The sequence below is a fragment of the Bradyrhizobium sp. 23AC genome (assembly GCF_054863025.1).
The window spans coordinates 298,093-324,644 of the sequence record NZ_JAVAYN010000004.1; the positions used below are offsets into that span (position 1 = coordinate 298,093).

The following is a 26,552-nucleotide window of genomic DNA, read 5'->3' on the forward strand; positions in this document are numbered from 1 at the left end:
GTGTTTGGCGAGAGCATCTCCCTCACCCTCCCTGCCGCGGCGTGATGATCTCGATCTCGTCGCCGGCCTTCAGTGCCGTCTCGGCCCAGCGGCTCTTCGGCACGACGTCGTAGTTCAGCGCGATCGCGAAATGCGTGCCCTCGTAGTCGAGCTCCGCGAGCAGCGCATCGACGCTTCCCGAACTCACCTCGCGCTGCTCGCCGTTGACGATCAAACGCATTGCATCACCTCGTTGTCGATCTGGCCGCGCTCGACATAGGCAAGCGTCAGCTCGGCGAGCGCCGGCGCGATCAGGAAGCCGTGACGATAGAGGCCGTTGACGCTGATCCTGCGGCCGCGAATGCCGATGCGCGGCAGATTGTCGGGATAGGCGGGACGAAGCCCCGAGCCGAATTCGACGATGCGGGCCTCGCCGAACGCGGGGTGCACGGCGTAGGCGGCGCCCAGCAGCTCCAGCGCGGAGCGGACGCTGACGCCGGTGTCCTCGGCCTCGATCGAGGTCGCGCCCAGCATGAACAGATTGTCCTCGCGCGGGATCACGTAAAGCGGCCAGCGCGGATGCATCAGCCGTACCGGGCGCGCGAGCTGCACTTCGCTGGTCTCGATCAGGATCATCTCGCCCTTGACGCCGCGAAGCTCGCTCTGCTCGTCGCGGGCGCCAAGGCCGCGGCAGTCGATCACGATGCCGTCGAGATCTCCGGCTGCGACGTCGCTTGAGAACTTGATGGTGCCGCCGGCGGCGCGGATGCGATCGTGCAACTGCGGCAGCACGCGGCGCGGCTCGACATGACCCTCGGCCGGGAAGAACAGCGCGTCGCGGAAGCGGCCCTCCAGCGACGGTTCGAGCGCGGCGAGGCCCGAGGCATCGAGCCGGCGGTGGTCCTCGGTCATGCGCGCAAAACGCTCGAAATCGTTGCGTTCGCGCGGATGGGCGACGACCAGCGAGCCGTTGAACGGCGTATCGGGCAGCTCGCGCCGCCAGAGGTCGAGCGAGCGCAGCCCGAGGCGACTGATGATGGGTTCGGCGACCTCGGCCTCGCAATAGGGTGCGAGCATGCCACCGGCCCAATGGCTGGTGGCGTCCGTCATCGCCTCGTCACCGCGCTCGTGCAAGGTCACGGCATGGCCGGCCTGCGCAAACAGCAAGGCTTGCCACGCCCCCGCGATGCCTGCGCCGATGATGGATACCGGTGAATCCGATCGCTTGGTCGTGTGCAACATCCCTGTCCCTTCGCCGGCATGACCCGGATCAGGTTCAAAGGGTCACCGCGGTCCTGGGCGGTATTGCCCATTTAGCGGTATCTCAGCTCCTCCTCGGAGCACCCCTCGGAACGGCTCTAATGTAGGACAGTGGGGCGGGGTGGTCAACGCGTGTTGACGGGAACCCTCGTGCCCCGGACGCAGCGCATCGCGCAGTGGTGCGCTGCTGAGCCGGGGCCCATGCTGATGCAGGGATGCTGGGTCCCGGCTCTGCGCAGCAACGCTTCGCGTCGCAGCGCGTTCGGGACACGGGAGTTATTTCAGCGCCTGCGCCCGAGCGTTGCGAACGCGCTGGGCCAGCTTCTTATGCGGCGCAGTGCCGAACATCGGCTGCGGATTGCCGTTCGGCTCGAGCCAGGGTTGGCCCATATTGCTCATATTGGTATCGCCCATATTGGCGATTTGCACGGTCTCCTGCCGCTGGCGCTTGGCGGCGTAGTAATAGCCGCCGGCGAAATAACGCACGGCCCGGGCATGGTCGCCATTGGCGGCGCGATAGGCGCCCGCGAGGTATTTCACGGCATAGGTGAGGTTGGTGTTGGGATCGCGCAGGCCGGCGGCATCGCCCGTGTAGCCGACCCCGCGCGCGGTCGCGAGCTTGATCTGCATCAGCCCGATGGTGCCGCCACGGCCGACGAGGTGCGGCTGGTAGCGGCTCTCGCGCATGATCACGCGATGCACCAGCGCTTCCGGCACGCCGTTGGCGCGGGCATGGGCCGCGACCATCTCGGCATATTCGGCTTCGCCGGCAAATGCGGCCTGCGGCAATGTCAATCCGGCCGCGAGCAGCGCGGCAATGCGTAAAATTTTCATCAGATATCCCTGAGGTCCCCTAGAGTGACCTGCGCCCAGTCGTCGTTAGGCCTTCCGAACGCGGCGATGATGTGACCAAACGCCGCCATCGCCCGATTTTGCAGTGCCGAGCCGCTGTTACGTCTCAAAGCTGGCGCAAGAGAGTTTCGGGGGCGGACGACCCCCGCTCGCGGCAGCACGCCTGTCTATTCGCGCGTGCCAGCGAAAGCGAGTAAGAAGACGCTGCAAATCGGGAGAGGTGCCATGACAAATTCAAACATGGCCAGGCTGTATGCCGGCAACATCCCCAGACAGAACCCCTGTGCCCAATGCGGCACGCCGATCCCGCAGCCTGACTGGATCGAGCCGGGCGAGGGGCGCGTCTCCTATCTCTGGAATTGCCACGCCTGCAATTATCGTTTCGAGGCCGTGGCCATCTTCGACGAGACCGCCATCGAGCATCCGCCGCTCGCGGCTTGAGTCAGGCGGCGAGCCGCGGCTGCTGCCAGAGCGGCAATTGCATCCGTACGATTAGTCCATGTGGCGCGCGGTCGTGCAGCGACAGCTCGCCGCCATGGGCGAGGGCGATGGCGCGCGCGATCGACAGGCCGAGCCCGAAGCCGGTGGATTCATCCATGGTGCGCGCATCGTCGCCGCGCACGAACGGCTCGAGCATCTCCTGCTTGCGCGCATCCGAAATGCCGGGGCCGTCGTCCTCGACGTCGATGACGAGCGTGGTGCCCGAGATGTCGAGGCGGATCGTCACCTCGGCGCCGAAGCGCACGGCATTCTCGACCAGGTTGGTGACGCCGCGATGCAGATCGTCGGGTCGTGCGGCGGCGGTCGCGGACGCCGGCCCGTCATAATGCACGACATGGCCCATATCGCTGAACTGGTCGGCGACGAGCTGCAGCGTGCTGGCGATGTCGACCAGCGTAACCGCCTCGACCTTGCGGTCGTTGCGCAGCAGCGACAGCACCGATTCCAGCATCGCGCGCATCTGGTCGAGGTCCATCAGCATGCGCTTGCGGTTGCCCTCGTCTTCGATGAATTCGGCGCGCAGGCGCAGCCGCGTGATCGGCGTGCGCAGATCGTGGCTGATCGCGGCGAGCATCCTGGTGCGATCCGACATCAGACGGGCGATCCGCTCATGCATGCGGTTGAGCGCGCGCGCGACCGAGCGGATCTCTTCCGGGCCGCGCTCCGGAAGGGGCTCTGCTTCACCGTCGAGGCTGAAATTCTCGGCGGCCTTGGCGAAGGACGATAGCGGTGCTGCCAGCGCGCGCGCCGCCCACAGGCCGAGCACGCTGACGCAGATGAAGGCGGTCATCAGCGCCGTCAGCCAGGGGGCGCCCCAGAACCACGGTCGCGGGCCGCCATCGACATGTCCGACGATCATGGTGCCGTCGGGCAACTCGACGCCGACGCGGGATGCTGTGCCGTCCGAGGTCAGCTGGACCGCCCGGTAGCCGCGTCCGAGATGACGGCGTATCCCGCGCAGGTGCTGATTGTCGCTCTCCTCGATCCTCGCGGTGCCGGGTGCTAGCATTTCGATGCCGAGCTTGGGGAAGGCGCGCGCGAGATTGGCGACGAGGCGCGGACGCTCGCTGGCCTCGGCCGAGCCGAGCAGCAGCGCGGCATCGGTCAGCTGATGCGCGCCGTCCGGCGGCGTGTCGGGGCGGTCGGGCCGGCTGATCAGGAAGGCGGTGGTGACGACGAGATGGAGCGCGACGGTCGAAGCCAGCACCAGCGCGGCGATCTGCCCGCCGATGCCCTTGAGGTGGAAGAACCCGAATGGCTTCATCGTCGGCGTCCGCTTCAACTGCTCAGGGGCGCCGCAACCGCTTCAGTGCTCGCTGCTTGAGGGCTTGCTGCTTGAGGGCCTGCGACCTGCGTTCGCGGCGTGAACAGATAGCCGCCGGAGCGCACCGTCTTGATGAGGGTGGGATCGGCCGGATTGGGCTCGATCTTGCGGCGGATGCGGCTCACCAGCACATCGATGGACCGTTCGAACGATCCGGTGTTGCGGCCCTGCGTAAGGTCGAGCAGGCTGTCGCGTGACAGCACGCGGCCGGGCCGTTCGCAGAACGTGCGCAGGAGATCGAACTCGGCGCTGGTCACCGCGACGCGCGCGCCTTCCGGATTGCGCAGCTCGCGCAGCCGCAGGTCGATGTGCCAGCCCTCGAAGGTGAGCGTGCTCGCGCCTTCGATCGAGCTCGCCGCTTGAGCCGCGGCCTGGCGGCGCAGCACCGCGTTGATGCGGGCGAGCAGCTCGCGCGGGTTGAACGGTTTCGGCAGATAGTCGTCCGCGCCCATCTCGAGGCCGACGATGCGGTCGACATCCTCGCCGCGCGCGGTCAGCATGATGATCGGCGTCTGCGCCTCGGCACGCACCTTGCGGCACAGGCTGAGGCCGTCCTCGCCCGGCAGCATGACATCGAGGATGATGAGGTCGACGCGGTGATCGGCCATGGCGCGCGACATCTCGCGGCCGTCGCTCACGGCGGTGACGTTGCAGGCGTTGTTGCGCAGGTACTTCGCAATCAACGTCCGGGTTTCGCGGTCGTCTTCGACGACCAGGATGTTGGGATTGGAAATGGCCATGCGCTTTGTTTGTCCAGGATTCGGGCCAAATGGCGAAGATTTTTGTTTCGGATTGTTTCTGCCGGGCTTCCCGCAACAGGCGGCAATCGCGCCGTCGCGAAAGGGCAAGGTCTCGTTAAGGCCGTTAACCATAGCGTGGCGTGGTCCGCGACGAAACCCCGCAAAATCCACGGAGCCATCATGACCTCGATTTCGGCGGCCTCCGCCAACAACCACCAGTCGCCGCTGCAGCGGCTGCAGCAGGAATTGCAATCGGAAGTGTCCGCCGGCACGATCTCGTCGTCGGATCAATCCGCGCTTTCGACCGCGCTGACCGATATCGATAAAGCGCTCCAGCAGAGCCGGTCGAGCGACCAGTCTAGCGGCACGCGCCCCTCCAAGGACGAGATGCAGTCGAAGATCGACGACCTCATCTCGAACGAGGTGTCGAACGGGACGCTGACCTCGGACCAGGCCGAGGAGCTGAAGAACGTGTTTCAGTCCGCCTTCGCGAACGGGCCCGGCGGGGCGGGCGGCGCCGGTGGTGCAGGCGGACCTCCGCCCGGTCCGCCGCCGGACGACAGCTCTTCGGATTCGGCGTCGTCCACGGGCTCGACCAGCAGTACGTCCAGCGACCAGACCACCGCCGAGATCCTCCAGCAGTTCCTGCAGGCGCTGCAACAGTCGCAATCATCGAGCTCGTCCTACGGCGCCAACGGCGGCTCGTCCGGCAATTCCGACTTCTCCGCGCTTCTGATCGACTACAAGAGCTGACCCTGAGCGACGCGGGTCGGCGCGGGTCCTCGCCACGATCGTGCTTCACCCAGGGCGCATGATCGTCGGCGGGGAACCGTGCGCCGCAAAATGTTCCTGGGTGACGCAGGAACAGTCCCTGCGAGATTTTCGCGCTCGCGCATAGCGCGACGAAATTGCGGCGCGCACGGAACTGCGTGTGATCAGCGCTGTTTTCTCTACACGAGTTTTTTCTGTGAAGGAGAGGACAACATGCTGACGAAATCCATCGCCGCCGGCCTCGCCGGCACCGCACTGCTTGCGACCGTTGCGTTCGCGCAATCGCCGACCGCCACCACCGACAAGGCGCCGACCGCGGCAACCGCGACGACGGCCACCACGACCGCTTCCGGCGAGTGGCGTACGTCGAAGATGTCGGGCCTGAAGGTCTATAACGAGGCCAACGAGAACATCGGCTCGATCAACGAGCTGCTGATGGACAAGAGCGGCAACGTCAAGATTGCCGTGATCGGCGTCGGCGGCTTCCTCGGCATGGGCGAGCATCTGGTCGCTGTGCCCTATGAGAAATTGAAGTTCGTCAATGAGGCCGTCGCCTATACCGGCACCGGCACGAACCCGGGCGCCAAGCCCGCCGCATCCACCACGACAGGCGCTGCGACCGGCACCGACAGGCCGGCTGCGACCACGACGTCGTCCACCTCGAAGTGGTATCCGGACCATGCCGTGTTCAATGCCAGCAAGGACGAGCTGAAGAACATGCCGGAGTTCAAGTACGCGGAGTAATGCAGCCCGCGTAATTGCCTAAACGAAGCGCGCCTGGTTTCGCCGGGCGCGCTGTCGTGTCTTCTCGGGTACCGTCATTTGCGAGGAGCTCTTGCGACGGAGAGGTTCTGGATTGCTTCGCTCCGCTCGCAATGACGGTGAATGCTCGCTCAGTGCGTCACCAGCGGGCAGCCGCCCTTGTCGAGCGGGCGGAAGGCCTCGTCGCCGGGCACGGTGGCGATCAGCTTGTAGAGGTCCCATTCGCCCTTGGATTCCTCGGGCTTCTTGACTTCGAACAGATACATGTCGTGGACCATGCGGCCGTCGATGCGGATCTTGCCGTTCCTGGCGAAGAAGTCGTTGACCGGCGTCTTGCGCATCTGCTCCATCACCTTCGGCGCCTCGTCGCTCTTGATGGCGTCGATCGCCTTCAGATAGTGCATGGTCGCCGAATAGAGGCCGGCCTGGATCATGGTCGGCATGTGGCCGACCTTCTCGTTGAAGCGCTTGGAGAAGGCGCGGGTCTCCTCGTTCATGTCCCAGTAGAAGGCGTCGGTGACGATCAGGCCTTGGGTTGCCTTGATGCCGAGCGAATGCGTGTCGGTAATCTCCTGCAGGAGCGCGATCATCTTCTGGCCGCCCTGGGTCAGGCCGAACTCGGACGCCTGCTTCAGTGCGTTGGTGGTGTCGCCGCCGGCATTGGCCAATGCGACCACCTTGGCCTTGGAGGCCTGGGCCTGGAGCAGGAAGGAGGAGAAGTCCGACGAATTGAGCGGATGGCGGACCTCGCCGAGCACCTTGCCGCCGCTCTCCTTGACGACGTTGGCGGCGTCGCGCTGCAGCGCCATGCCGAAGGCGTAGTCGGCGGTGACGAAGAACCAGCTATCCTCGCCGCGCTTGACCATCGCCTTGCCGGCGACGTTTGATAGCGCATAGGTGTCGTAGGTCCAGTGCACGGTGTTGGGCGAGCAGGCGGTGCCGGTGATGTCGGACGAGCCGCCGCCGGAATTGATGTTGATCTTGTTCTTCTCGCGCGTCAGGGCCGAGACCGGCAACGCCACCGATGACGTCGGCACGTCGAAGATCGCGTCGACCTTGTCGTTGTCGTACCAGTTGCGGGCGATGTTGACGCCGACGTCGGGCTTGTTCTGGTGATCGGCCGCGACCACGGCGACCGGCTTGCCGGCGACCTTGGCGCCGTAATCGGCGACCGCCATCTCGACGGCGGCGAGCGAGCCCTTGCCGGTGGCGTCGGCATAGAGGCTCGACATGTCCGTGAGCACACCGATCTTGACGATGTCGTCGGAAATCTGCGCCTGCGCCGTGCCGGGTGTTGCGGCGAGGGCGAGACCGGCCGCGACGGCGGCGATGAGTTTTTGCATGTTGTTCTCCCTGTGTGTTGTTGTTCGGGCTTTGTTGCGGGGACTGTTCTAACGACAATCGGCCGCGGCAGCTAAGCGATGCGCGCCATAGCGGAATGCAAAAAGAGAAGGGGCGGGCGGTGTTCCCTTCGCCTCTCCCCGTAGCTGATGAGGCTCAGCAGGATCAGCGAGCTCAGGATCGTAGGGTGGGCAAAGGCGCACTTGCGCCGTGCCCACCATCTCAGCATGATCGAGGGACATGGTGGGCACGCTTCCGCCTTCGCTCTTCGAGCTACGGCGGACAAGTCGCTTTGCCCACCCTACGATACTGCCGTCGTCCTTGCGAAGACTTCCCCTCATCTTGCAATCGTGGAGAGGGAAGAAAGAGCTCAGCCGCCACCCTTGAGCCGTTCATTGCGGCGGCGCAGGCCTTCGAGGGTGGCGAGGAGGATCACGGAGACCGTCGTCAAAATGACCGCCGCTGCCGTGATGGTCGGGCTGATGTTCTCGCGGATGCCGCTGAACATTTCGCGCGGCAGGGTGCGCTGCTCGGGACCTGCCATGAACAGCACGATCACGACCTCGTCGAAGCTGGTCGCGAAGGCGAACAGTGCGCCCGAGGCGAGGCCGGGCAGGATCAGCGGCAGGATCACGCGGCGGAACGCCTCAAGCGGCGAGGCGCCGAGTGAGGCGGCGGCGCGCGAAAGATTGGTGTCGAAGCTCTGCAGCGTCGCACCGACCGTGATCACCACGAAGGGCGTCGCCAGCGCAGTGTGGGCCAGGATCAAGCCGAGATAACTGCCGGTCAGTCCGATCGGGGCGAAGAAGAAATACAGGCCGACCGCGGTGATGACGCCGGGAACGACGACCGGCGACAGCACGAAGGCCAGCACGAGCGGCTTGAACCGGCTCTTCCACTGCGCCAGGCCGAGCGCCGCCAACGTGCCGAGCACCATGGACAGCAGCGTCGAGGCAACGCCAATGATCATGCTGTTCTTCAGCGAATTCATCCAGCGCGGCGAATTGATGAAGTCGTCGTACCAGCGCAACGACAGGCCCGGCAGCGGATAGGTGAGATATGAGCCCGAGCTGAAGGACAGCGGCATGATCGCCAGGATCGGCGCGATCAGGAAGATGAACACCAGCGTGGAGACAATGATGGTTGCGGTCCACGCAATGCGCTGGCTCGGCGTGCGGAGGGAAGCATTGTCGCTCAATTCTTCATGCCTCCTGTGACCTGCTGTCCCTGCACCAGCTTGCCGTAGACCAGTGCCAGCAGAAGGGTGGCGAGCAGCAGCACCGCACCGAGCGCAGAAGCAAGGCCCCAATTGGCGGTTTCGGTGGTGTAGAGCGCGATGAAGTAGCTGATCATTTGATCGGCGGCGCCGCCGACGAGCGCAGGTGTGATGTAGTAGCCGAGCGCCAGGATGAAGACGAGCAGGCTTCCCGCGCCGATGCCGGGCAGGGTCTGCGGCAGGTAGATACGCAGGAAGGCGGTGACCGGTGGCGCGCCGAGCGAGGCCGCGGCACGCATGTAAGCCGGCGAGATCGCCTTCATGCTGCTGTAGAGCGGCAGGATCATGAAGGGCAGGAGAACGTGGGTCATCGCCACGCAGACGCCGAAGCGGTTGTAGATCAGGCGCAACGGCTCGTCGATGATGCCGAGCCAGTGCAGGCTGTCGTTCACGACGCCCTTGCTCTGCAACAGCACGATCCAGGCGCAGGTGCGGACCAGCAGCGACGTCCAGAACGGCAGCAGGACGAAGATCATCAGCAGGTTCGATCGTCCCGGCGGCAGCGTCGCCAGGAGGTAGGCGACCGGGAAGCCGAGGATCAGGCAGAGCGCGGTGACGCTGAGGCTGATGATGAAGGTGCGGGTGAACAGGCTGCGGTAGACGGCCTGATCCGGCGGGGCCGCAACGATCGCGCCGTCAACGTTCCTGACAAGGTCGAGCGCCGCCAGAAGGTAGAAGCCCGTGACCGGGCCACTGGCATCCCTGATCGTCGTCCAGGTGGCGCGTTCGCGCCAGGCCGGATTGATCTTGCCCAGCGTCTCCTTGGCCGTGCCGAGCTCCGGCATCGTCTTCAGATTGCGTGCCGTGCTGGTCAGGATCGTGCGAAAACCGTTGAGTGCGTAGTTCAGCCGCTTGGCCGCAATCGCAATGGTGCCGGAGGCGCGCGCCGCCACGATGTCGCTTGCGAGCGCAGCGTACGCCTTTTCGTCCGGCAGGTCCTTGCCGTCCCAGTCGGCGAGAGCCGCGACGGTGTGAGGCAGAACCTGACGCACCTCCCTGTCATCGACGGAGCGCCACAACATGCCGGCGATCGGCCCTGCGAAGGTGAACAGCAGGAAGACGAGAAGCGGTCCGACCAGCGCCAATGCCTTGATCTGGCGTGTCCGCTCTGCGCGCCTCAATCGGCGCTTGAGCGGCACCTCGGACGGGGGATCGGCGCCGATTGCGGACGCTGCTGTCATGCCGCGAGCCTCTTGGAGGGGCCTGAGCAAGCGCCTCGTCCTTCGAGACGACCGCTTCGCAGTCTCCTCAGGATGAGGCTCATCGACATCGGTGCCTGAAAAGTCGCTGCCACAGACTCAGACCTCATCCTGAGGGCCCGCCGAGGCGGGCGTCTCGAAGGATGCGCCGCGGGCGAGTTATCCGCCGCACACCCTTTACCTGCTCCGCGCGCCCGTCGGTCGTGCGCTATTTCGCGGCCCATTTGTTGAAGCGCTCGGTCAGGCGATCGATGTTCTCGAGCCAGAAGCCGACGTTGATCTCGACCGCGTTCGTGATGTTCTCAGGCGCCGTCGGCAGGTCCTTCAGAACGGCCGGCGCGAGCCGTCCGGCTGCGTCCTTGTTCGAGGTGCCGTAGGAGATATTCTCCGACAGTTTCGACTGGTTCTCCGCCTTGCCTGCGAAGTCCAGGAACTTGTAGGCGGCGTCCTTGTTCGGGCTGCCCTTCAGGATGACCCAGCTGTCGAGGGTGAACAGCGCGCCGTCCCAGACCATGCCGAAGTTCTTCTTCTCGTTCTTGTTCGCGGTGTCGATGCGGCCATTATACACCGAGGTCATCGCGACTTCGCCGGAGGCGAGCAGTTGCGGCGGCTGGGCGCCGGCCTTCCACCAGACGATGTCGCCCTTGATGGTGTCGAGCTTCTTGAATGCGCGCTCGACGCCCTCGTCGGTCGCCAGCACCTTGTAGACGTCCTTCGGCGCGACGCCGTCGGCCATCAGCGCGATCTCCAGCGTGGTCTTCGGGCCCTGACGCAAGGCGCGCTTGCCCGGAATCTTATTGGTGTCGAAGAAGTCGGCCCAGCCCTTGGGCGCTTCCTTCAGCTTGTCCTTGTCATAGCCGAGAACAAAGTCATAGAGGATGGCGCCGACGCCGCAGGGATTGACGGATGGCGGGATATAGGCGGCCTCGCCGCCGATCTTGGAATAGTCCATCTTCTCGAACAGGCCTTCCTCGCAGCCGACCGCGAGCTCGTCGCTCTCGACCTGGACGACGTCCCAGGTGGCGGCGCCGCCCTGCACCTTGGCGCGCAGCACGCCGACGCCGCCGTCCCAGGATTCATCGTTCATGGCAATTCCGGCCGCCTTCTTGAACGGCTCGAAATAGGCCTTCTTCTGGGCATCCTGATACGCGCCGCCCCACGACACGACGGTGAGGTCACGCGCCTGCCCGACCGTGGCCAGCGCGGCGCTGGCGGTGAAGGCCGCGGCGAAACCCAGAGCAATCTTGCCAATCTTGCGCTTCAGCATGGTCATGGTTCCTTCTTCATGTGCGTTGCGTTGAGTTCGATCGCTGGATCAGATGGGATCGAGGGCGAGGCAGTCCTCGGGGCGAAAGGTGACGAACACGTTTGCACCATGTGTCAGGCTGTCATGTGCGCCGGGCTGAAGCTTGACCATGAACTCGGCATTCCCTGAGACATCGAGCACGGCCAGCGCGTGGTCGCCGAGATAGATGGTGTTCTGCACCTTGGCCGGCAGCCGGTTCGGTCCGGAGGTGCCGTCCGGGATAATGGTGATCCGCTCCGGCCGCACCGACAGCGAGGTCGATGCGCCCGTGCCGGGTATATTGGCCGCCCGTGCGGTGACAGTGCCGCCGCCAGCCAGCGCGACGCGACAATAGTCCTTGTCGATCGTCTCGACGGTGCCGGCCAGCACATTGTTCTCACCGATGAAATGCGCGACGAAGCTGTTCACCGGGTGCTCGTACAGCGCGTCGGGCCGGTCGATCTGCTGCACGATGCCGTCGTTGAACACCGCGATGCGGTCCGACATGGTGAGCGCTTCACTCTGATCGTGGGTGACGTAGACGACGGTAATGCCCATCGTCTCGTGCAGTTGCTTGATCTCAAGCTGCATCTGCTCCCGCAGGCGCTTGTCCAGCGCCCCTAGCGGCTCGTCCATCAGCACGAGCTGCGGATTGAAGACCAGCGCACGGGCCAATGCCACGCGCTGCTGCTGGCCGCCGGACAGCTGTCCGGGCCGCCGGTGCGCCAGGTTTTCCATCTTGATCATGCGTAACGCCGATCCAACGCGTTCCTGCACGTCCGCCTTGTTCGTCTTGCGAACGGATAGCGGGAAGGCAATATTCTCCGCGATCGTCAGGTGAGGAAACAAGGCATAGTTCTGGAACACCATGCCGATGTCGCGCTTGTGCGGCGGCATGTTCTTGATCGGCCGGCCAGCGAGGTAGATCTCGCCATGGGTCGGAACCTCGAAGCCGGCCAGCATCATCAGCGTGGTCGTCTTGCCCGAGCCCGACGGGCCGAGCAGGGTGATGAACTCGCCCTTCCTGATGTCGAGATCGAGGTTCTTCACCACGAGATGCTCGCCATCATAGGTCTTCTGAATGCCGGAAAAGCGCACCAGTGCCGGCGCAGGCGTGACCATGCCGGCTTCCATCTTGTCCCTCGCGTTACTCACTACAGTGCTGTCAGCACCTCATTCGAGGCTGCGAGGAACAGCTTAGCACCCTCCGATCAGAATGCCAGCGGCGCAACCGACGAAGAGGCGCCCAGGTACGGCGAGCGAAGCGAGCTACATCCCCGACAGCTTCGTCACCGACACATTCAGCGTGCCGCCGGCTTCCGCGACCACGCGCAGCGTCTTGGAATCGAAGGCAATGTCGGCCAGCGTCAGGCTGTCGATTTTGGCGTCGACCTTGACGCCGTCCTCGCTTTTCTGGAAGTCGGCGATGACGCCAGCGATCTTCTCGCGCGCGTTGGCGGCGATCGGCTTCAGGTCGAGCGTCGCCCTCTGCAGCAGTGCTTGCTGCATCTGCGGCACCACCGCGCGCGCCGCGGCACCCAGCAGGCCGAAGGCGGCTTCCGATTCCACAGCAAGCTGGATGTCGGTGAGCCGCAGCGTCTGCTGCGCCTGGTCGAGCACCGGCCGGCCCCAGATGTGCACGGTCGCCTCGGCGCCGAGACCGAGCCAGCTCTTCTTTTCCTTGGCGCGCACCAAAAGCGAGATCAGCAGGCGCTCGCCCGACGGGACCACGTTGACGCTCTTGACGGTGACGTCGACCGGGCCGGAGCCGTCCTCGGGATAGGTGTGGCCGACCATCTGCGCGGCGATCAGCTTGTTGATCTCGGTGAAGGGCACGTCGATGGGCACGCCGATGTTCACGCCGGTGCCGGTCGGCGGCACGATCGAGATCTTGTCGGGAAACGGGCAGTCCGGCTTGGTCTGCGTCGACGTCACGCGCGTCTCCGCTTCCAGGCCCATCAGCAGCGTCACGGCCTGGGCATCGACCCGCGGCTGCGCGGCAATGGCGCGGATCGGCTTCATCTCCAGCCAGAGCGGCGGCAGCGCGCCCGAGGCGCCGGAGCCCTGCAGCGGGATCGAGCGGCAGGCCTTGGCCCATTGCAGCTTGGCGTTCTCGCGCAGGCTCGGATCGTTGCGGATGCGTTCGGAGACGATGTTGATCTGCTCGCCGACATTCTTGTCGATCAGCGGCTTGACCTGCGCCGGCACGTTGACCTTGGCGCCGGCGACGTTGAGGTTGGTGTCGCCGAGATTGACCTGGGCGCCGAGATTGGGCTCCAGATGCCAGTTGGCCGCGAGCTTCGGGCGCGAGGTGACGACCACGTTGCCCTTGATCTCCGCGGTGGCGTTCAAATTCTTGATGTTGACCGCGCCGATCCGTTTCGCTGCGTCACCGCCGAGCACGCTGCCGAGCGCGTCGCCGAGTGCGCCTGTGGCCTTCGAGGACAGCGAGCCCGTCACGTTCAGCTTGCCGCTGAGCGGTGTCGAGATCGTCAGCACGTCCTTGTCGCCGGCAGCTGCCATCGGCCCGCGCACGGCGGTCCAGCCGATGTCGGCGTTCTCCAGGATCTGCGAGATCGGGTTGTCGGCCTTCCCTGCGAAATTGCGCGGGGCGGCCTTCTCGGCCTGGTCGCGGATCGCCGACAGCGCGATGGCGACCGGCGCCACGACGATCGAGCTCTTCGCGACCGGCGGCAGCGGCGGCAGTTGCGCCACCGGCGGCGCGGAATTCGTCGCGCGCGGCGACAGCCAGTCCATGGCCTTCAAGCTGATGAAGAACGACGCCGCGAGCACTACGACGGCGATCGTGATGGTCTTCAGATTCAACGTCAGTCGCATCGATCCCCCAAGCCGCCCCGGCAGGGATTCTACAGGGCAGGCGAGGAGGGCGCTAGAGCGCACCGATGGGGTGGAATTGGGGCGAATGGGTTAACGGCAGCGATCGCATCGCTGCCGTGCATTCAGACCATCGTCGGGGGCTAGCCGCGCCGGGGACGGCGGACCGCTCTCACATTGCCGTTAGGGCCACCGCCGCAGAAGAAGCGGTCGCCGCCGTCGGACTCCAGCCCTGACACCATCGTCCCTGCGGGGAGGTCGAGCTGCTCGAGCACCTTGCCCGTGGCAGGGTCGATCCGTCTGATATCGCTATCCTCGCCTTCCCAGGTGCCGTGCCAGAGCTCGCCGTCGACCCAGGTCACCCCGGTGACGAAGCGCTTGCTTTCGATGGTGCGAAGGACCTTGCCCGTGTCCGGATCGACCTGATGGATCTTGCGCTCGCGATATTGCCCGACCCACAGCGAGCCCTCGGCCCAGGCCAATCCGGAATCGCCACCGCCACCCGGCGCCGGAATGCTGGTGACCACCTTGCCCGAGGCGGCATCGATCTTCTGGATGCGATCCTCGGCGATCTGGAACAGGTGCCGGCCATCGAACGCCGTTCCCGCATGCGCGGCGACATCGAGGGAGCGCGCGACCTTGCCGCTATCAGGATCGACTGCATTCAGCTTGTCGCCGGATGCGAACCAGACATGGGTGCCGTCATAGGTGACGCCGTGCACGGCTTCGACGCCGGCAAAAGGTCCGTACTCCCTGACGATCTCGGCGGCTGAACGCTTCATGTGCTCGCTCCCTGTGATGTGCTCCTACCTTACGTCTTCAGCAGCGGCGTGGGGAGTAACAAGCCTGTCGGGAAACCCGGGACGGGCGGCGTCATCCAGCGCCGCGCCCGCCCATGTCCGAACGACTGCACCTTGTTCGATCGCGCCAGCTCGTCGAGCGCGCGCTGCACCGTGCGCGCACTGGTTCCCAGCGCCAGCGCGAGCGCCGAGCTGGACCACGGCTCGCCGTCGGAGAGGAAGGCGAGGACAGCGGCGTGCTTCTCCTCGACGGGCCGCGCCAGCACCATGACCTGCCGCGTCTTGCGCGGCGTCAGTGCAAAACCCTGCTTCGTCGCAGTCACATCGGCCACAGGCTTGAGCTTGGCGCGGAGGCGGCCGATCTCCACGCGCAAGCGGGCGCGATGCGATTCATCGACGTGCCTCGCGCCGAACGCCCCTGACATCAGCGCTTCGCGCGAGACATCCGCGGGCCAGGCCTGCGCCAGGATGCGGACGAGCGCGAACAGCACCGGGCGAGTCCCGAGCGATACGATCGTGCCTCGCCTGCGCACCGAATGATGGAACGTGTCCACGACCAGCGCGTCCGAGGCCGCGAGCTCTTCGACCTGCTCCAGCAGCAACGGACGTTCGTTGCCATGCGTGATCAGGCGTGCTGCGGGCGTATCGAGCACGCGGTTCGTGCTCTCGACCTCGGCTGTGAGCCCAGGGATGCTCGCCAGGCTCGCTGCGTGGGTCGCCCGGGCAAGCGCCGCGCGCGCGTCTTTGGTTCTGAGCCGCCGTATTGCGATGCCGGCGACCACGAGCTCGCGGACGACCTGCGGGGCAGGCGGGAGTAAGGAGGTGCCGAGCTCGGCGAGGATACGCTCGGCGTCGTCGAGCCGTCCGACGAGAAGGAGACGGCGTGCCTCGATGTGGCCTGCATGCGTGGCATTGGCGACATCGCCGTGCTTTTCGAGCGTCGTCCGCGCCGCCGCGAGCGTCTTCGTCGGCCAGCTCAGATCGCGCGAAACCAGTGCGATCTCGGCTTCGGCCACCACGCATCTGGCGCGCGCCACCGCCTCGCGCGGACCGAACGCGCGCGCCGCGCTTCGCAGCAGCGTCTTCGCCTTCGCGAGATCGCCGAGCTGCGCCATGGCGATGCCGCGCAGCGCCAGCGACGGCGCATCGTTGCGCAGCGCAACGCGGTTCAGCGCGCCGAGCGGATCGCCGGCCTCGAGCGCGCGCGCGGCGGCCGTGATCAGCGACTCCATGTCAATCCCGCCACACTTGTTACTCCCACCGCGCAACCGCGAGGTGCCAGAATTCGTTGACGGCCGACAAGGTGCGGTGCAGGGCGAGCGGTTCCGCGAGACGCGGGGTGATCGCCCAGGCAAGACGTCAAGCAAGGAATTCGGAGAGTCATGATGACATTAGCCCAAAACGAACGGAATAACGGACAGGCAGGCATGCAAACACCGCCGGTGGTGTCGCCGCAGGACTGGGAGGCCGCCCGTCAGCAACTGCTCGTGAAGGAAAAGGCGCATACCCGTGCCCGCGACGCCCTGGCCGCCGAGCGCCGGCGCATGCCGTGGATGGAAGTGAGCAAAACCTATGCGTTCGAGGGGCCCGGCGGCAAGGTCAGCCTGCTCGACCTGTTCCAGGGCCGGCGGCAGCTGATCGTCTACCGCGCCTTCTTCGAGCCCGGCGTGTTCGGCTGGCCCGATCACGCCTGCCGCGGCTGCTCCATGGTCGCCGACCAGGTCGCCCATGTCGCGCATCTCAACGCCCGCGATACCACGCTGGTGTTCGCCTCGCGGGCGCCGCAAGCCGACATCGTCAGGCTGAAGAAGCATATGGGCTGGACCATGCCGTGGGTCACCGTCACCGACAGCTTTGATGCCGATTTCGGCGTCGACGAATGGCACGGCACCAACGTGTTCTACCGCGACGGCAATCGCATCTTCCGCACCTATTTCGTCAAGAGCCGCGGCGACGAGCAGATGGGCGGTACCTGGAATTATCTCGACATCACGCCGCTCGGCCGCCAGGAGGTCTGGGAAGACTCGCCAAACGGCTATCCGCAGACGCCAACCTACAAATGGTGGAACTGGCACGACAGCTACACGGACGGTGCGGCGCCCGACAAGAAATGGGTCGAGATCTCGGACGCCGGCGAGAAGGCCTTTCGCGACGAGGCCGCGGAAGGACGTGACTAGTCCGCTCAACGCAACGGCCGGCGCCGGCCGCGATGGCGTGGTGGCTGCGCGCCATCTCGCCAAGTGGCTGGCCTTGGCGGCGACGCCAACCTTCGCGATCATGGCCGTGCTGACGGCCATGATCGGGGGTGGGCCGGACCTGCTGTGCGGCGCCGGGCAGGGATCTGTGCTCGGCGGCATGGTGCCGATGTATCTCTTGATGAGCACGTTTCATTCGGCGGCGTGGCTGAGGCTGATTGCGGAGCGGCGGATTCGTTAGGGCGTCCCGCCTGCCTGCAAATAAGCAACGATCTTCGCCGCTTCCTCCGCCGAGATGCCGCCATAGGGCTGCATCTTGTTGCCCGACACCACCTCGTCCGGCTTGACCATGAAGCGCGCAAGCTTGTCCTGGTCCCAGACGAAACCCGCATCCTTCATTGCGGACGAATAATTGTAGCTCGGCAGCGAGCCGGCCTTGCGTCCCAGAATCTTGTTGAGGTTGGGGCCGAGACGGTTGTCGCCTTCCTTCACGGAATGGCAGGTGCGGCAGGAATTGTTGAAGGCTTGGTGGGCTGCCTCGTCGCCCGCAGGCTGCTGCGCGAGCGAGGGGGTCGAGAGAAGCAGTGTCACCGCTCCAGCGGCCGCGATCGAGCGCAGCGATGAACTTCGTGACGTCTGCAGGCGTGATAGCATCTGCGCCTCTATCAGAGTTCGCGCCGCAACACGCGAGCGCGCCGGAATGTCGAGGGCAAACGAAAGCGGCCCCGGGGATGTTCCGGGGCCGTTTGCGTCACAATGTCCTGTCGGTTCAGCGTGTCGCGGTTCCGAGCTCCGCTCTGCGTTCCGTCATCGGCAGCACAATCACCTTGGTGCCGACGTTGACGCGGGAATAGAGGTCGGAAACGTCATCATTGGTCAGGCGAATGCAGCCGGAGGAGACGCGCTTGCCGATGGTGTCGGGGGCGTTGGTGCCGTGGATGCGATAGATGGTGCCGCCGAGATACATGGCGCGGGCGCCGAGCGGGTTGCCGGGGCCGCCGGCCATGTGGCGCGGCAGATAGGGCTGGCGGGCGATCATTTCCGGGGGCGGAGTCCAGGCCGGCCACTCGGCCTTTCTGGTGACGGACTGCGTGCCCGACCAGGTGAAGCCGTCGCGGCCGACGCCGATGCCGTAGCGCAGCGCCTGGCCGTTGCCGAGCACGTAATAGAGATAGGTGTTGGGAGTATCGATGATGATGGTGCCCGGCGCCTCACGCGTCGCGTATGAGACGGTCTGGCGGCGGAAGCGCGCCGGCATCTCCACGGCGTCCTGATCCTCGGACGGCTCGGTCTGATAGGTCGGCGCCTGGTAGGGCTGATAGGGCTGGATCGGCTGCGGCGCGGCGAACGGCGGCAGCGGCTGGAAGAAGGGGAAGAGCTGCACCGGCGCGGCCTTGGCTGCACCTGCGAATGCGATTGCGGAGACCGCGACTGCGCCAAAAGCAACGGCGCGCGAAAAAATCTTGAACGTATCCAGATTGAACATGTGATCGCCCCTGTTTGCTCGGTGGTCTCACCACCGCGGCACCGTTGCGGTGCTCTGTTGCTGAGATCACTAACCGCAAAACGTTTCGGGACATTTGCGCGGAAAACCGAAAACGGTTTCACGGCGGCAAGGATTGTTTCATGACAGTTTCGTGGCCGCAGGCGCCCGTTAACGAACAAAACGGTGGGCCGACACTTCTGTGACGTCACACGCCTGAAATATCCTTCGTTGATGGTCGGAAACCGAGAATCATCAAACTCTCGGGATTTCCCCATGCGGGTATTAATCGCGACTGACGCCTGGCATCCCCAGGTTAACGGTGTGGTCCGCACCCTGACCTCACTGGCGAATGCCGCCAAGGCCCTCGATGTCGAGATCGACTTCCTGACGCCGGACGGCTTTCCGTCCTGGCCGCTGCCGACCTATCCGGGCCTGCGCATCGCGCTGCCGAGCGGAAAGGAGATCGCGCGACGGATCGAGAAGGCTGCGCCGGACGCGCTCCACATCGCGACCGAAGGCCCGATCGGCTGGGCCGCGCGCGCCTATTGCCGTCGCAACCGGCTTGCCTTCACCACGTCCTACACGACGCGCTTTCCCGAATATGTTGCGGTGCGGACCGGCATCCCCGCCGCCGTCGGTTATGCCGTGCTGCGCCACTTTCATGATGCCGCCGCGATGACGATGGTGGCGACGCCCTCGCTGCGGCAGGAGCTCTCCGAGCGCGGCTTCAAGCGGCTCGGCTTCTGGACCCGCGGCGTCAACACCGAGCTGTTTCATCCCGATCATCCGGCACGGCTCGATCTGCCGGGGCCGATCTTCATGACCATGGGCCGGGTCGCGGTGGAAAAGAACCTCGAAGCGTTTCTCTCGCTCGATCTGCCCGGCACCAAGGTCGTCGTCGGTGACGGCCCGCAGAAGGCGGCGCTCGAGAAAAAATATCCGGACGTGGTGTTCCTCGGCGAGAAGAAGGGCGCGGATCTCACCGCGCATCTCGCCGCCGCCGACGTGTTCGTGTTTCCGAGCCTGACCGATACGTTTGGCGTGGTGCAGCTGGAGGCGCTGGCCTGCGGCACGCCGGTTGCGGCGTTTCCCGTGACGGGTCCCAAGGACGTGATCGCCGATCATCCGATCGGTGCGATCGACCACGATTTGCGTACCGCGTGCCTGCGCGCGCTCACTATGTCGCGCGAGACCTGCCGCAACTTCGCGCTGGAGCGTTCCTGGGAAAACAGCGCGCGCCAGTTCGTCGGCAATCTCACCTCACTTCAGCCCAGCCGCGCCTTGCGCGCCTCGCCTCGGATGGCGCGGCGGCCGGTGCGCGGTTGATCCCAAACGTCTGACCCACAGCGAGAACCTCATCGATGGCTAAGATCATGAACCTTGACGGCACCGAGCAGCTCGATCTCACCCGTGGCACGGTCGAGCAGGCCTATGACCGCTGGGCGCCCGTCTACGATCTCGTGTTCGGCGGCGTGTTTGCCAAGGGCCGGCAGGCTGCGATCGCGGCCACCAACAAGATCGGCGGCCGCGTGCTCGAGGTCGGCGTCGGCACCGGCATCTCGCTGCCGCTCTATGCGCCGAACCTGCGCATCTTCGGCACCGACATCTCGGAAGCGATGCTGGACAAGGCGCGCCAGCGCGTCACCGAGGGCAAGCTGAAGAACGTCGAGGGCCTCGCGGTGATGGACGCCGAGAAGCTCGAATTCCCCGACAATTCCTTCGACGTCGTGATGGCGCAATATGTCGTCACCGCCGTACCGAACCCGGAGAAGGCGCTCGACGAATTCGCCCGCGTGCTGCGTCCCGGCGGCGAGCTGATCATCCTCACCCGCGTCAGCGCCGACGCCGGCATGCGCCGCTTCATCGAGCAGAAGCTGCAGCCGGTGGTGCGTCCGCTCGGCTTCCGCACCGCCGAGTTCGCCTGGTCGCGCTATGCCAAATGGCTGGCCGGCGCCCACGGCATCGAGCTCGCCGAGCGCCGCCTGATTCCGCCGCTCGGCCATTTCTCGCTGGTGCGCTTCCGCAAGGTCGACGTCGCGAAAGCGGCGTGAGCTGAAGCTCACGCGTCGCGTGCGTCATCGCGCCGCTGCACATCGTCACATGACAAATTGATGATGTCACACGGCCTACATCGAATCCCTTTAATCCCGTACCCGAAAGCATTTTGGGGGAGAGCATGATCAAGAATTATCTCGAGCAGCTGCGGATCCAGCGCTGGGACGACCATCGCTACTATCACCACAGCCGCATCAACCAGAGCCTGCACTTCGTCAGCGCGCTGAGCTTTCTCTTCGCCTATGTCTGGCTGTTCATCGACCCTGTGATCTCCGCGCTGGTCGGCTGGCTGGTCTCGATGACCTCGCGCCAGGCCGGTCACTTCTTCTTCGAGCCGCACGGCTACGACCACATCAACCAGGCCACCCACGAGCACAAGGAAGAGATCAAGGTCGGCTACAATCTTCAGCGCAAGGTGGTGCTGATGGCGATCTGGGCGGCTTCGCCCCTGGTGCTGTTCGCCGATCCCTCGCTGTTCGGCCTGTTCACCCCCTGGGCGAGTGCGACGGACTTCATGCGGCAGGTCGCCAAGATCTGGCTCGTGGTCGGCGGCGGCGGTCTGTTGTTCCGCACCGTGCACCTGTTCTTCATCCGCGACGTCGAAACCGGCCTCGTCTGGATGACCAAGATCTTGACCGATCCCTTCCACGATCTGATGCTCTATCGCACAGCGCCGCTGGCCCTGATGCGCGGCGAGCTGATGGACCCCGGCCTGCACCTCAACCCCGAGCACACGCTGGGCCTCATCGGCGAGCCCGCGCTCGAAGAGCAGCACGCCTGAGCGCGCTGCGTATACGACACACTCCGATGTCTAATGGTTGCGTCATGCCCGGGCTTGTCCCGGGCATCCACGTCTTGGGGGCTTCCCCTTCGCCTCTCCCCGCTTGCGGTCGGACAATCGCATATCGTGCACACAATGCAGCGGCAAAGGCAGCGGGCTCCCTCTCCCGCTTGCGGGGGAGGGCTGGGGTGGGGGTGTCTCCGCGTCGGGATTGTTGGGGATTACCGAGGATGTCCCAGTGCGGTGAGAACCCTCACCCGCCGCGCTCTGCGAGCGCGTCGGCCTCTCCCGCAAGCGGGAGAGGCGGAGCAAGCCCGCGCAGTGTGGCCTCAGCGCCCGAAGCGCTTGGCCAGCATCTCTTTCAGGATCTGCCGCTTGATGTTCTTGTTGGTGAGCACGCCGTCGTGCCACCAGAAGCCGTCCGCCTTCATCTTTCCGGCGGCGCGGACGAAGCGCTCGGCGACCTCGCTGAAATCGGCGTCGGTGTAGTTCAGGCTGAAGATCAGCCGGCCAGTGCCGACCCAGCTCAAGGACAGGCCTTCGGCGCGCAGGTAATATTGCAGCATCCAGTTGTAGCGGGACGGCGTGGTGTATTTCACCGTCCAGATCGACGAGAAGTTGGCGAACCGCACCGGCAGGCCGGCGTCGGTCATCATCTGGTTGAGTTTCTGCGCGCGGCCGTTCCAGGTCGCGTCCAGCCCGTCATAGATGGCGCGGAAGTTCGGGCTGGCGAGCCGGCTCAGGAACTCGTCCATCGCCGTCATGACGTAGGGGTGCGAGTTGAAGGTGCCGCGGGCAAAGCAGATGTCGGCGGGCCGGTCGTCGCGGAAGCGGCGCATCAGCTCGCGCTTGCCGCAGACCACGCCGACCGGCAGGCCGCCGGCGAGGCTCTTGCCGTAGGTCACCATGTCGGCGCGCACGCCGAAATATTCCTGGGCGCCGCCAGCGGCGAGGCGGAAGCCGACGAAGACCTCGTCGAAGATCAGCACGATACCGCGCTCGGTGCAGACTTCACGCAGCCTCGCGAGCCATTCGGTGTAGGCCGCGCGATCGAAATTGCCGCCGCGAGAGGAATCCACCAGCGAGGAATCGCCGGGCGCGTTGGCGTTCGGATGCAGGCCCTGCAGCGGATTGACCAGCACGCACGCGATGTCCTTGCGCGTGCGCAGGACGTGCAGCGTCTTATCGGACATCTCGGCGAGGGTGTAGGTCTCGTGCGCGGGAATCGGGTTGCCGACGCCGGGCTGCACGTCGCCCCACCAGCCGTGATAGGCGCCGGCGAAACGAACCAGATGCGTGCGCTTGGTGTGATAGCGCGCGAGCCGTACCGCCTGCATCACGGCTTCGGTGCCGGACATGTGGAACGAGACTTCGTCGAGGCCCGAGATCTGGCAGAGCCGGCTCACGTTCTCGAGGATGACGGGATGATAGGGACCGAGCACCGGGCCGAGCGCATGTGCGCGCTTCTCGGCGCCCTCGATGCACTCCTTGTAGAAGTCGTTGCCGAAGATGTTGACGCCGTAGGATCCCGTGAGGTCGTAGGACGTGTTGCCGTCGACATCCGTGACGGTGACGCCGCTGGACGATTCCATGAAGGTCGAGGTGCCCAGATGCTCGCGGACGAGACGCGAGAACTGGAATGGCACGCGATAGGTCTCGGTGAAGTGCAGGTCGGAGATCTTTTCCGCCGCTTCCTTCGTCATCGCGCGTCCCTTGGGGTAGCGCTCGGCGTAGAGTTTGGCGAGGCGGAAGAAGGCGTCCTTGCGCTGCGCGGCGATGTTCGCGGGCGCACCGTCGCAGGAGAAGTAGTTGTCCTCCCCGAACTCGTAGAACGGGAGCAGCTTCGCCACCCGGCGCGACATCTTGGAGTGCCCTGCAAGCGAGCGGTGCTTGGCGCGGGACAATTCGACCCGCGCCTTGATCTTCGGGAGGACGGCGGCAGCAGACGCTGCGGCGGCCACGGACATCGAGAGAATCGGGAGTGTCGTTTCCATGACAACAAGCGCTAATACTGTGAGCTGACAGATTCATGACAGTCAAAGCCCTCATCGCCTCTTTCACCCAGCAGGAAGACCTCAACTTCCTGTTGACCAACCGCATCCCCCGCGCAGCCCTGACCCGCTTCATGGGCTGGTTCTCCAAGATCGAGAATCCTCTCGTGCGGGACTTCTCGATCGCGCTGTGGAAGCTGTTCTCCGACCTCGATCTGTCCGAGGCGCGCAAGACTCATTTTAGGAGTCTGCACGACTGCTTCACCCGGGAGCTCAAGCCGGGCCTGCGACCCTTTGATCCGGATCCTTCCACTGTCGCCAGCCCCTCTGACGGCATCGTCGGCGCCCACGGGAAGATCGCCGACACCGAGCTGTTTCAGGTCAAGGGCGCGCCCTATTCGCTGCTCGACCTGCTCGGCGATTCCGCGCTGGTCGACCAGCACCGCAACGGCTCCTTCGTCACGCTGCGGCTGACCTCGAGCATGTATCACCGCTTCCACGCGCCCTATGACGCGCATATCGAGCGGGTCACGCTGATCCATGGCGATGTCTGGAACGTCAATCCGATCGCGCTGAAGCGGGTCGAGCGTCTCTTCTGCAAGAACGAGCGCGCGGTGATCCGCACGCACCTTTCGACCGGCGAAGCCGTGACGCTGGTGCCGGTCGCCGCGATCCTGGTCGCCAGCATCCGCCTGCACTTCCTCGACATGGTGTTGAACGCGCAGACCCGCGGTCCGGTCAATTTCCCCTGCGACGTCAACGTGGCCAAGGGCGAGGAGCTCGGCTGGTTCGAGCACGGCTCGACCATCATCATCCTCGCGCCCGGCGATTTTACCTTCTGCGACGGCATCGCCGAGGGCACGCGCATTCGCGCCGGTCAAGCGCTGTTGAGGAGAGGATAGCCTTCAATCCGCCGCGTCCGCCGCCTATATCGTCCTGCGGGGATGCATAGATCGACACGGATGTGAGTGATGGCGCGGGCGCCGGTCATGGCGGCGGGTGGTATCGTGTTGCGGCGAGGAGCCGTGCCGCTGATCGCGGTCGTGCGTCAGCGCAAGCGGAATGAATGGGTCCTGCCCAAGGGCAAGCTCGACGACGGCGAGACGCCGAAACAAGCCGCGCACCGCGAGGTGCTCGAGGAAACCGGGCACGACGTCGCCATCCACGAATTCCTCGGCACGCTCGTCTACCAGTCCGGCGGGCGTTCCAAGGTCGTGCATTTCTGGCGCATGGAAGCTGAGGGCGGTCCCGTCCGCAAGCTGATGAACGACATCAAGGCGGTCGACTGGCTGCCGTTGGACGACGCGCTTGCGCGCCTGTCGCGCGAATATGAGCGCGCCTTTCTGACCCAGATCGGCCCGATCGCGCTTGCGGCAGCGGGGCCGGCGTCGCCGCCCGCGCCCGAGCCGACGCCGCCGCTCGCGGCAGACGATATCGATGCAACGCTGCAGACTTTGACGCCGGCCGAAGCCGCATCGATCGACGAGTTGCGGCATGGTCTGCTGCAGAAGGTGAAGGCCTGGCTGCGCGGCGAGGCGTGAGGTGTCTTCACCTCTCCCCGCAAGTACGGGGCGAGGGAGCGCACCGAGCGCGCTCATGCACGCCGGACTTCACCGCCGCTCCTTCTCCTTCGGAGCCGGCGCCGGTCTGCGCGGCGCTGCGGGGCGTTGCGCGGCGGGGAGGCGCTGCTGGAATCCGCCGGGGCGCTGCGTGCCCGGCTGTTGAACCGTGGGCGGCTGGCCCGGCTGCATGCCGGTGCGCGGCAGTTGCGGCTGCGGATGAGTCCCGCCCGGCTGTGACGGCATGACTCCTCCGGGCTGAATTTGCCCACCACGCTGCGGCTGTGTTTGCGGCGTGCCGTTTGGCTTTGCGCCCTGTCCTTCGCGCGGTGCACGTGGACGTCCGGCGCCTTGCTGCTGGCCGCGCTGCGACTGGCCTTGTTGCTGCTGGCCTCGCGGCTGCTGCCCCTGGCCCGCACGCTGGCCACCCGGCTGCACCGCGCCACCTTGTCCTTGCCGTTGCGGTGGCTGGGTGCCTTGCCGGCCCGGGGTGCCCGGTTGCTGCTGACCCGGACGGTTGTTCTGACCGGGCTGGCCGTTCGGCCGCTGCGGCTGTTGGCCAGGTGCGGTCGCCGGCCGCAATTGTTGTTGCTGCGGCGGCTGGGCCGGGCGCGGAATGCGGCTGAGCGCGGTCGGATTGGCGCGGCGGAAGTCACGCTGCTCGGTGACGATCTGGCGGCCGGTGGTTTGCGCCAGATGCACCTGGCCGACGAAGCCGCGGTCGCGCGCGATCTGCTGCGCGGGAATTGTGATCGGCACCGCGGCGAAGCGCATGATTCCGGCAGTGGCCGCGCCGGGCCGGATCGCAAAGCCGCTCGCGCTTTGCGTCAGCGCGCCGAGCCGCGTGCCGCTGGTGCGGTCGTCGACGTCGATGTGGCCGACGCGGCCGTCGGCGTCGGGATAGAGCTTGATGTTGACGTTGCGCGCGCTGCTCGCTGCCGCGCCTTCAGGCACCTCGACGACGCCGGTGGTGCCGCGGATGCCGAGCGTCGCGGTAGGTGTCGTGATCTTCATGTTACCGGTCTTCGCCACCGCAGCTGCAACGAAGGCCACTGTGCCCTTTCCGACGTCGAACATCCCTGAGTTCTGCTTGCCGCCGTCCTCATAGACGTAATTGTCGATGGTGATCTTCGAGCTGGCTGAGAGATTGAACGTGGTGGCGTCGTCGAAAGTGATGCCGACCGTGGAGTTCGACGAGGTCTGCACCACGTCGTTGAGATAGATGTCGTCGCGCACGCGCAGCGGATAGGAATTCTTGTCACGGATCACGGTCGCGATGCCCGTGACGGTCGCAACGTTGCCGATCGGCTCGACGGCGCCGGGTTGTGCGTCCGCGGCCGGTGTCGGTGAAGCCGATGGCGTCGGGGAGGGCGCTGGCGCCGGCTGCGCTTGTGGCTGGGCCTGCGCGAGCTCGATCGTCTCGGATGCGATCGCAACGCTCGCGCCGGCCAGCGGCAGGGCCAGCAGGGCGAGCGCGAAAACGAAGCGGCGCCAGGCCAGCATTGATGGCACGAGGAAGTCCCGGTGAGAACGCGAGGCGAGATCGGTTGATATCAGCCG

At 65.5% G+C, this 26,552-nt stretch carries 27 protein-coding genes and 1 riboswitch; of the genes, 10 read left to right on the forward strand and 17 right to left on the reverse strand.

Going from position 1 to position 26,552, the window contains the following annotated elements; all coding sequences use genetic code 11:
• Positions 1-22 precede the first annotated feature (22 nt).
• The 3 genes from thiS to RAD10_RS12560 all read right to left on the reverse strand — a co-directional run bounded on the left by thiS (position 23) and on the right by RAD10_RS12560 (position 2,073).
• Complete coding sequence (gene thiS / locus RAD10_RS12550) at positions 23-220, reverse strand: sulfur carrier protein ThiS (RefSeq protein WP_104465665.1); 198 nt, start codon at positions 218-220, stop codon at positions 23-25.
• The gene (locus RAD10_RS12555; protein WP_461617715.1) at positions 211-1,221 is read right to left on the reverse strand and encodes an FAD-dependent oxidoreductase; all 1,011 of its coding nucleotides are present in this window, start codon (positions 1,219-1,221) and stop codon (positions 211-213) included. The genes thiS and RAD10_RS12555 overlap by 10 nt, the downstream gene beginning before the upstream one ends.
• Positions 1,209-1,337, reverse strand: a riboswitch (TPP riboswitch). Its footprint overlaps the gene before it by 13 nt.
• A 178-nt stretch (positions 1,338-1,515) precedes the next feature.
• Positions 1,516-2,073: a transglycosylase SLT domain-containing protein gene (locus tag RAD10_RS12560; protein WP_461617716.1), complete on the reverse strand. Its 558-nt coding sequence runs from the start codon at positions 2,071-2,073 to the stop codon at positions 1,516-1,518.
• Positions 2,074-2,316: 243 nt separating this feature from the next.
• Between RAD10_RS12560 and RAD10_RS12565 the strand changes: the two genes are divergently transcribed.
• Entirely contained in the window at positions 2,317-2,532 is a 216-nt protein-coding gene (locus tag RAD10_RS12565; protein WP_461617717.1) for a hypothetical protein, read from the forward strand.
• 1 nt (position 2,533) lies between these two features.
• Here RAD10_RS12565 and RAD10_RS12570 read toward each other — a convergent pair whose 3' ends face one another.
• Positions 2,534-3,856, reverse strand: coding sequence for an ATP-binding protein (locus RAD10_RS12570; RefSeq protein WP_461617718.1), 1,323 nt, complete (start codon positions 3,854-3,856; stop codon positions 2,534-2,536).
• A gap of 14 nt (positions 3,857-3,870) precedes the next feature.
• Entirely contained in the window at positions 3,871-4,656 is a 786-nt protein-coding gene (locus RAD10_RS12575; RefSeq protein ID WP_461617719.1) for a response regulator, read from the reverse strand.
• A gap of 180 nt (positions 4,657-4,836) precedes the next feature.
• Between RAD10_RS12575 and RAD10_RS12580 the strand changes: the two genes are divergently transcribed.
• Both RAD10_RS12580 and RAD10_RS12585 read left to right on the forward strand, forming a co-directional pair.
• Positions 4,837-5,409: a hypothetical protein gene (locus RAD10_RS12580; RefSeq protein ID WP_461617720.1), complete on the forward strand. Its 573-nt coding sequence runs from the start codon at positions 4,837-4,839 to the stop codon at positions 5,407-5,409.
• 231 nt (positions 5,410-5,640) lie between these two features.
• Entirely contained in the window at positions 5,641-6,171 is a 531-nt protein-coding gene (locus RAD10_RS12585; RefSeq protein ID WP_018318630.1) for a PRC-barrel domain-containing protein, read from the forward strand.
• Between the two features lie 149 nt (positions 6,172-6,320).
• Here the strand turns inward: RAD10_RS12585 and RAD10_RS12590 are convergent, their stop codons facing one another.
• From RAD10_RS12590 to RAD10_RS12625, 8 genes are all read right to left on the reverse strand, one after another.
• Positions 6,321-7,532: an ABC transporter substrate-binding protein gene (locus RAD10_RS12590; RefSeq protein ID WP_461617721.1), complete on the reverse strand. Its 1,212-nt coding sequence runs from the start codon at positions 7,530-7,532 to the stop codon at positions 6,321-6,323.
• 368 nt (positions 7,533-7,900) lie between these two features.
• Positions 7,901-8,728 (reverse strand): ABC transporter permease, encoded by an 828-nt coding sequence (locus tag RAD10_RS12595; protein WP_461617722.1) that lies wholly within the window; start codon positions 8,726-8,728, stop codon positions 7,901-7,903.
• The gene (locus tag RAD10_RS12600; RefSeq protein ID WP_461617723.1) at positions 8,725-9,987 is read right to left on the reverse strand and encodes an ABC transporter permease; all 1,263 of its coding nucleotides are present in this window, start codon (positions 9,985-9,987) and stop codon (positions 8,725-8,727) included. Before RAD10_RS12600 ends, RAD10_RS12595 begins: the two co-directional genes overlap by 4 nt.
• Positions 9,988-10,213: 226 nt before the next feature.
• Positions 10,214-11,272, reverse strand: a complete 1,059-nt coding sequence (locus RAD10_RS12605; protein ID WP_461617896.1) for an ABC transporter substrate-binding protein — start codon at positions 11,270-11,272, stop codon at positions 10,214-10,216.
• A 48-nt stretch (positions 11,273-11,320) separates the two neighbouring features.
• Positions 11,321-12,424: an ABC transporter ATP-binding protein gene (locus tag RAD10_RS12610; RefSeq protein ID WP_461617724.1), complete on the reverse strand. Its 1,104-nt coding sequence runs from the start codon at positions 12,422-12,424 to the stop codon at positions 11,321-11,323.
• 135 nt (positions 12,425-12,559) lie between these two features.
• Positions 12,560-14,128: a DUF4403 family protein gene (locus RAD10_RS12615; RefSeq protein ID WP_461617725.1), complete on the reverse strand. Its 1,569-nt coding sequence runs from the start codon at positions 14,126-14,128 to the stop codon at positions 12,560-12,562.
• Positions 14,129-14,268: 140 nt separating this feature from the next.
• Entirely contained in the window at positions 14,269-14,907 is a 639-nt protein-coding gene (locus RAD10_RS12620; RefSeq protein WP_461617726.1) for a Vgb family protein, read from the reverse strand.
• Between the two features lie 29 nt (positions 14,908-14,936).
• Positions 14,937-16,157 (reverse strand): helix-turn-helix domain-containing protein, encoded by a 1,221-nt coding sequence (locus RAD10_RS12625; protein ID WP_461617727.1) that lies wholly within the window; start codon positions 16,155-16,157, stop codon positions 14,937-14,939.
• A 153-nt stretch (positions 16,158-16,310) separates the two neighbouring features.
• Between RAD10_RS12625 and RAD10_RS12630 the strand changes: the two genes are divergently transcribed.
• Both RAD10_RS12630 and RAD10_RS12635 read left to right on the forward strand, forming a co-directional pair.
• Positions 16,311-17,102, forward strand: coding sequence for a DUF899 domain-containing protein (locus tag RAD10_RS12630; RefSeq protein WP_461617897.1), 792 nt, complete (start codon positions 16,311-16,313; stop codon positions 17,100-17,102).
• Complete coding sequence (locus RAD10_RS12635) at positions 17,095-17,361, forward strand: hypothetical protein (RefSeq protein ID WP_461617728.1); 267 nt, start codon at positions 17,095-17,097, stop codon at positions 17,359-17,361. Before RAD10_RS12630 ends, RAD10_RS12635 begins: the two co-directional genes overlap by 8 nt.
• Here RAD10_RS12635 and RAD10_RS12640 read toward each other — a convergent pair.
• Together RAD10_RS12640 and RAD10_RS12645 are read right to left on the reverse strand one after the other, a co-directional pair.
• Positions 17,358-17,774: a c-type cytochrome gene (locus tag RAD10_RS12640; protein ID WP_461617729.1), complete on the reverse strand. Its 417-nt coding sequence runs from the start codon at positions 17,772-17,774 to the stop codon at positions 17,358-17,360. The genes RAD10_RS12635 and RAD10_RS12640 overlap by 4 nt on opposite strands.
• 115 nt (positions 17,775-17,889) lie before the next feature.
• A complete protein-coding gene (locus RAD10_RS12645; RefSeq protein WP_461617730.1) occupies positions 17,890-18,606 on the reverse strand; it encodes a L,D-transpeptidase in 717 nt (238 codons plus the stop codon).
• A 273-nt stretch (positions 18,607-18,879) separates the two neighbouring features.
• Between RAD10_RS12645 and RAD10_RS12650 the strand changes: the two genes are divergently transcribed.
• The 3 genes from RAD10_RS12650 to RAD10_RS12660 all read left to right on the forward strand — a co-directional run bounded on the left by RAD10_RS12650 (position 18,880) and on the right by RAD10_RS12660 (position 21,442).
• A complete protein-coding gene (locus RAD10_RS12650) occupies positions 18,880-19,932 on the forward strand; it encodes a glycosyltransferase family 4 protein (protein ID WP_461617731.1) in 1,053 nt (350 codons plus the stop codon).
• A 35-nt stretch (positions 19,933-19,967) separates the two neighbouring features.
• The gene (locus RAD10_RS12655; RefSeq protein ID WP_461617732.1) at positions 19,968-20,657 is read left to right on the forward strand and encodes a class I SAM-dependent methyltransferase; all 690 of its coding nucleotides are present in this window, start codon (positions 19,968-19,970) and stop codon (positions 20,655-20,657) included.
• Between the two features lie 125 nt (positions 20,658-20,782).
• A complete protein-coding gene (locus tag RAD10_RS12660) occupies positions 20,783-21,442 on the forward strand; it encodes a hypothetical protein (RefSeq protein WP_461617733.1) in 660 nt (219 codons plus the stop codon).
• A 329-nt stretch (positions 21,443-21,771) separates the two neighbouring features.
• Here RAD10_RS12660 and RAD10_RS12665 read toward each other — a convergent pair whose 3' ends face one another.
• The gene (locus RAD10_RS12665; RefSeq protein ID WP_461617734.1) at positions 21,772-23,436 is read right to left on the reverse strand and encodes an aminotransferase class III-fold pyridoxal phosphate-dependent enzyme; all 1,665 of its coding nucleotides are present in this window, start codon (positions 23,434-23,436) and stop codon (positions 21,772-21,774) included.
• Positions 23,437-23,471: 35 nt separating this feature from the next.
• On the opposite strand from RAD10_RS12665, the gene asd reads away from it, so the two are divergent.
• Entirely contained in the window at positions 23,472-24,335 is an 864-nt protein-coding gene (gene asd / locus RAD10_RS12670) for an archaetidylserine decarboxylase (protein ID WP_461617735.1), read from the forward strand.
• A gap of 69 nt (positions 24,336-24,404) precedes the next feature.
• Positions 24,405-24,974 carry an NUDIX hydrolase gene (locus tag RAD10_RS12675; protein WP_461617736.1) on the forward strand — a complete coding sequence of 190 codons (570 nt, stop codon included), beginning with the start codon at positions 24,405-24,407 and terminating at the stop codon, positions 24,972-24,974.
• 69 nt (positions 24,975-25,043) lie between these two features.
• Here the strand turns inward: RAD10_RS12675 and RAD10_RS12680 are convergent, their stop codons facing one another.
• Entirely contained in the window at positions 25,044-26,495 is a 1,452-nt protein-coding gene (locus tag RAD10_RS12680; RefSeq protein WP_461617898.1) for a FecR domain-containing protein, read from the reverse strand.
• Positions 26,496-26,552 lie beyond the last annotated feature (57 nt).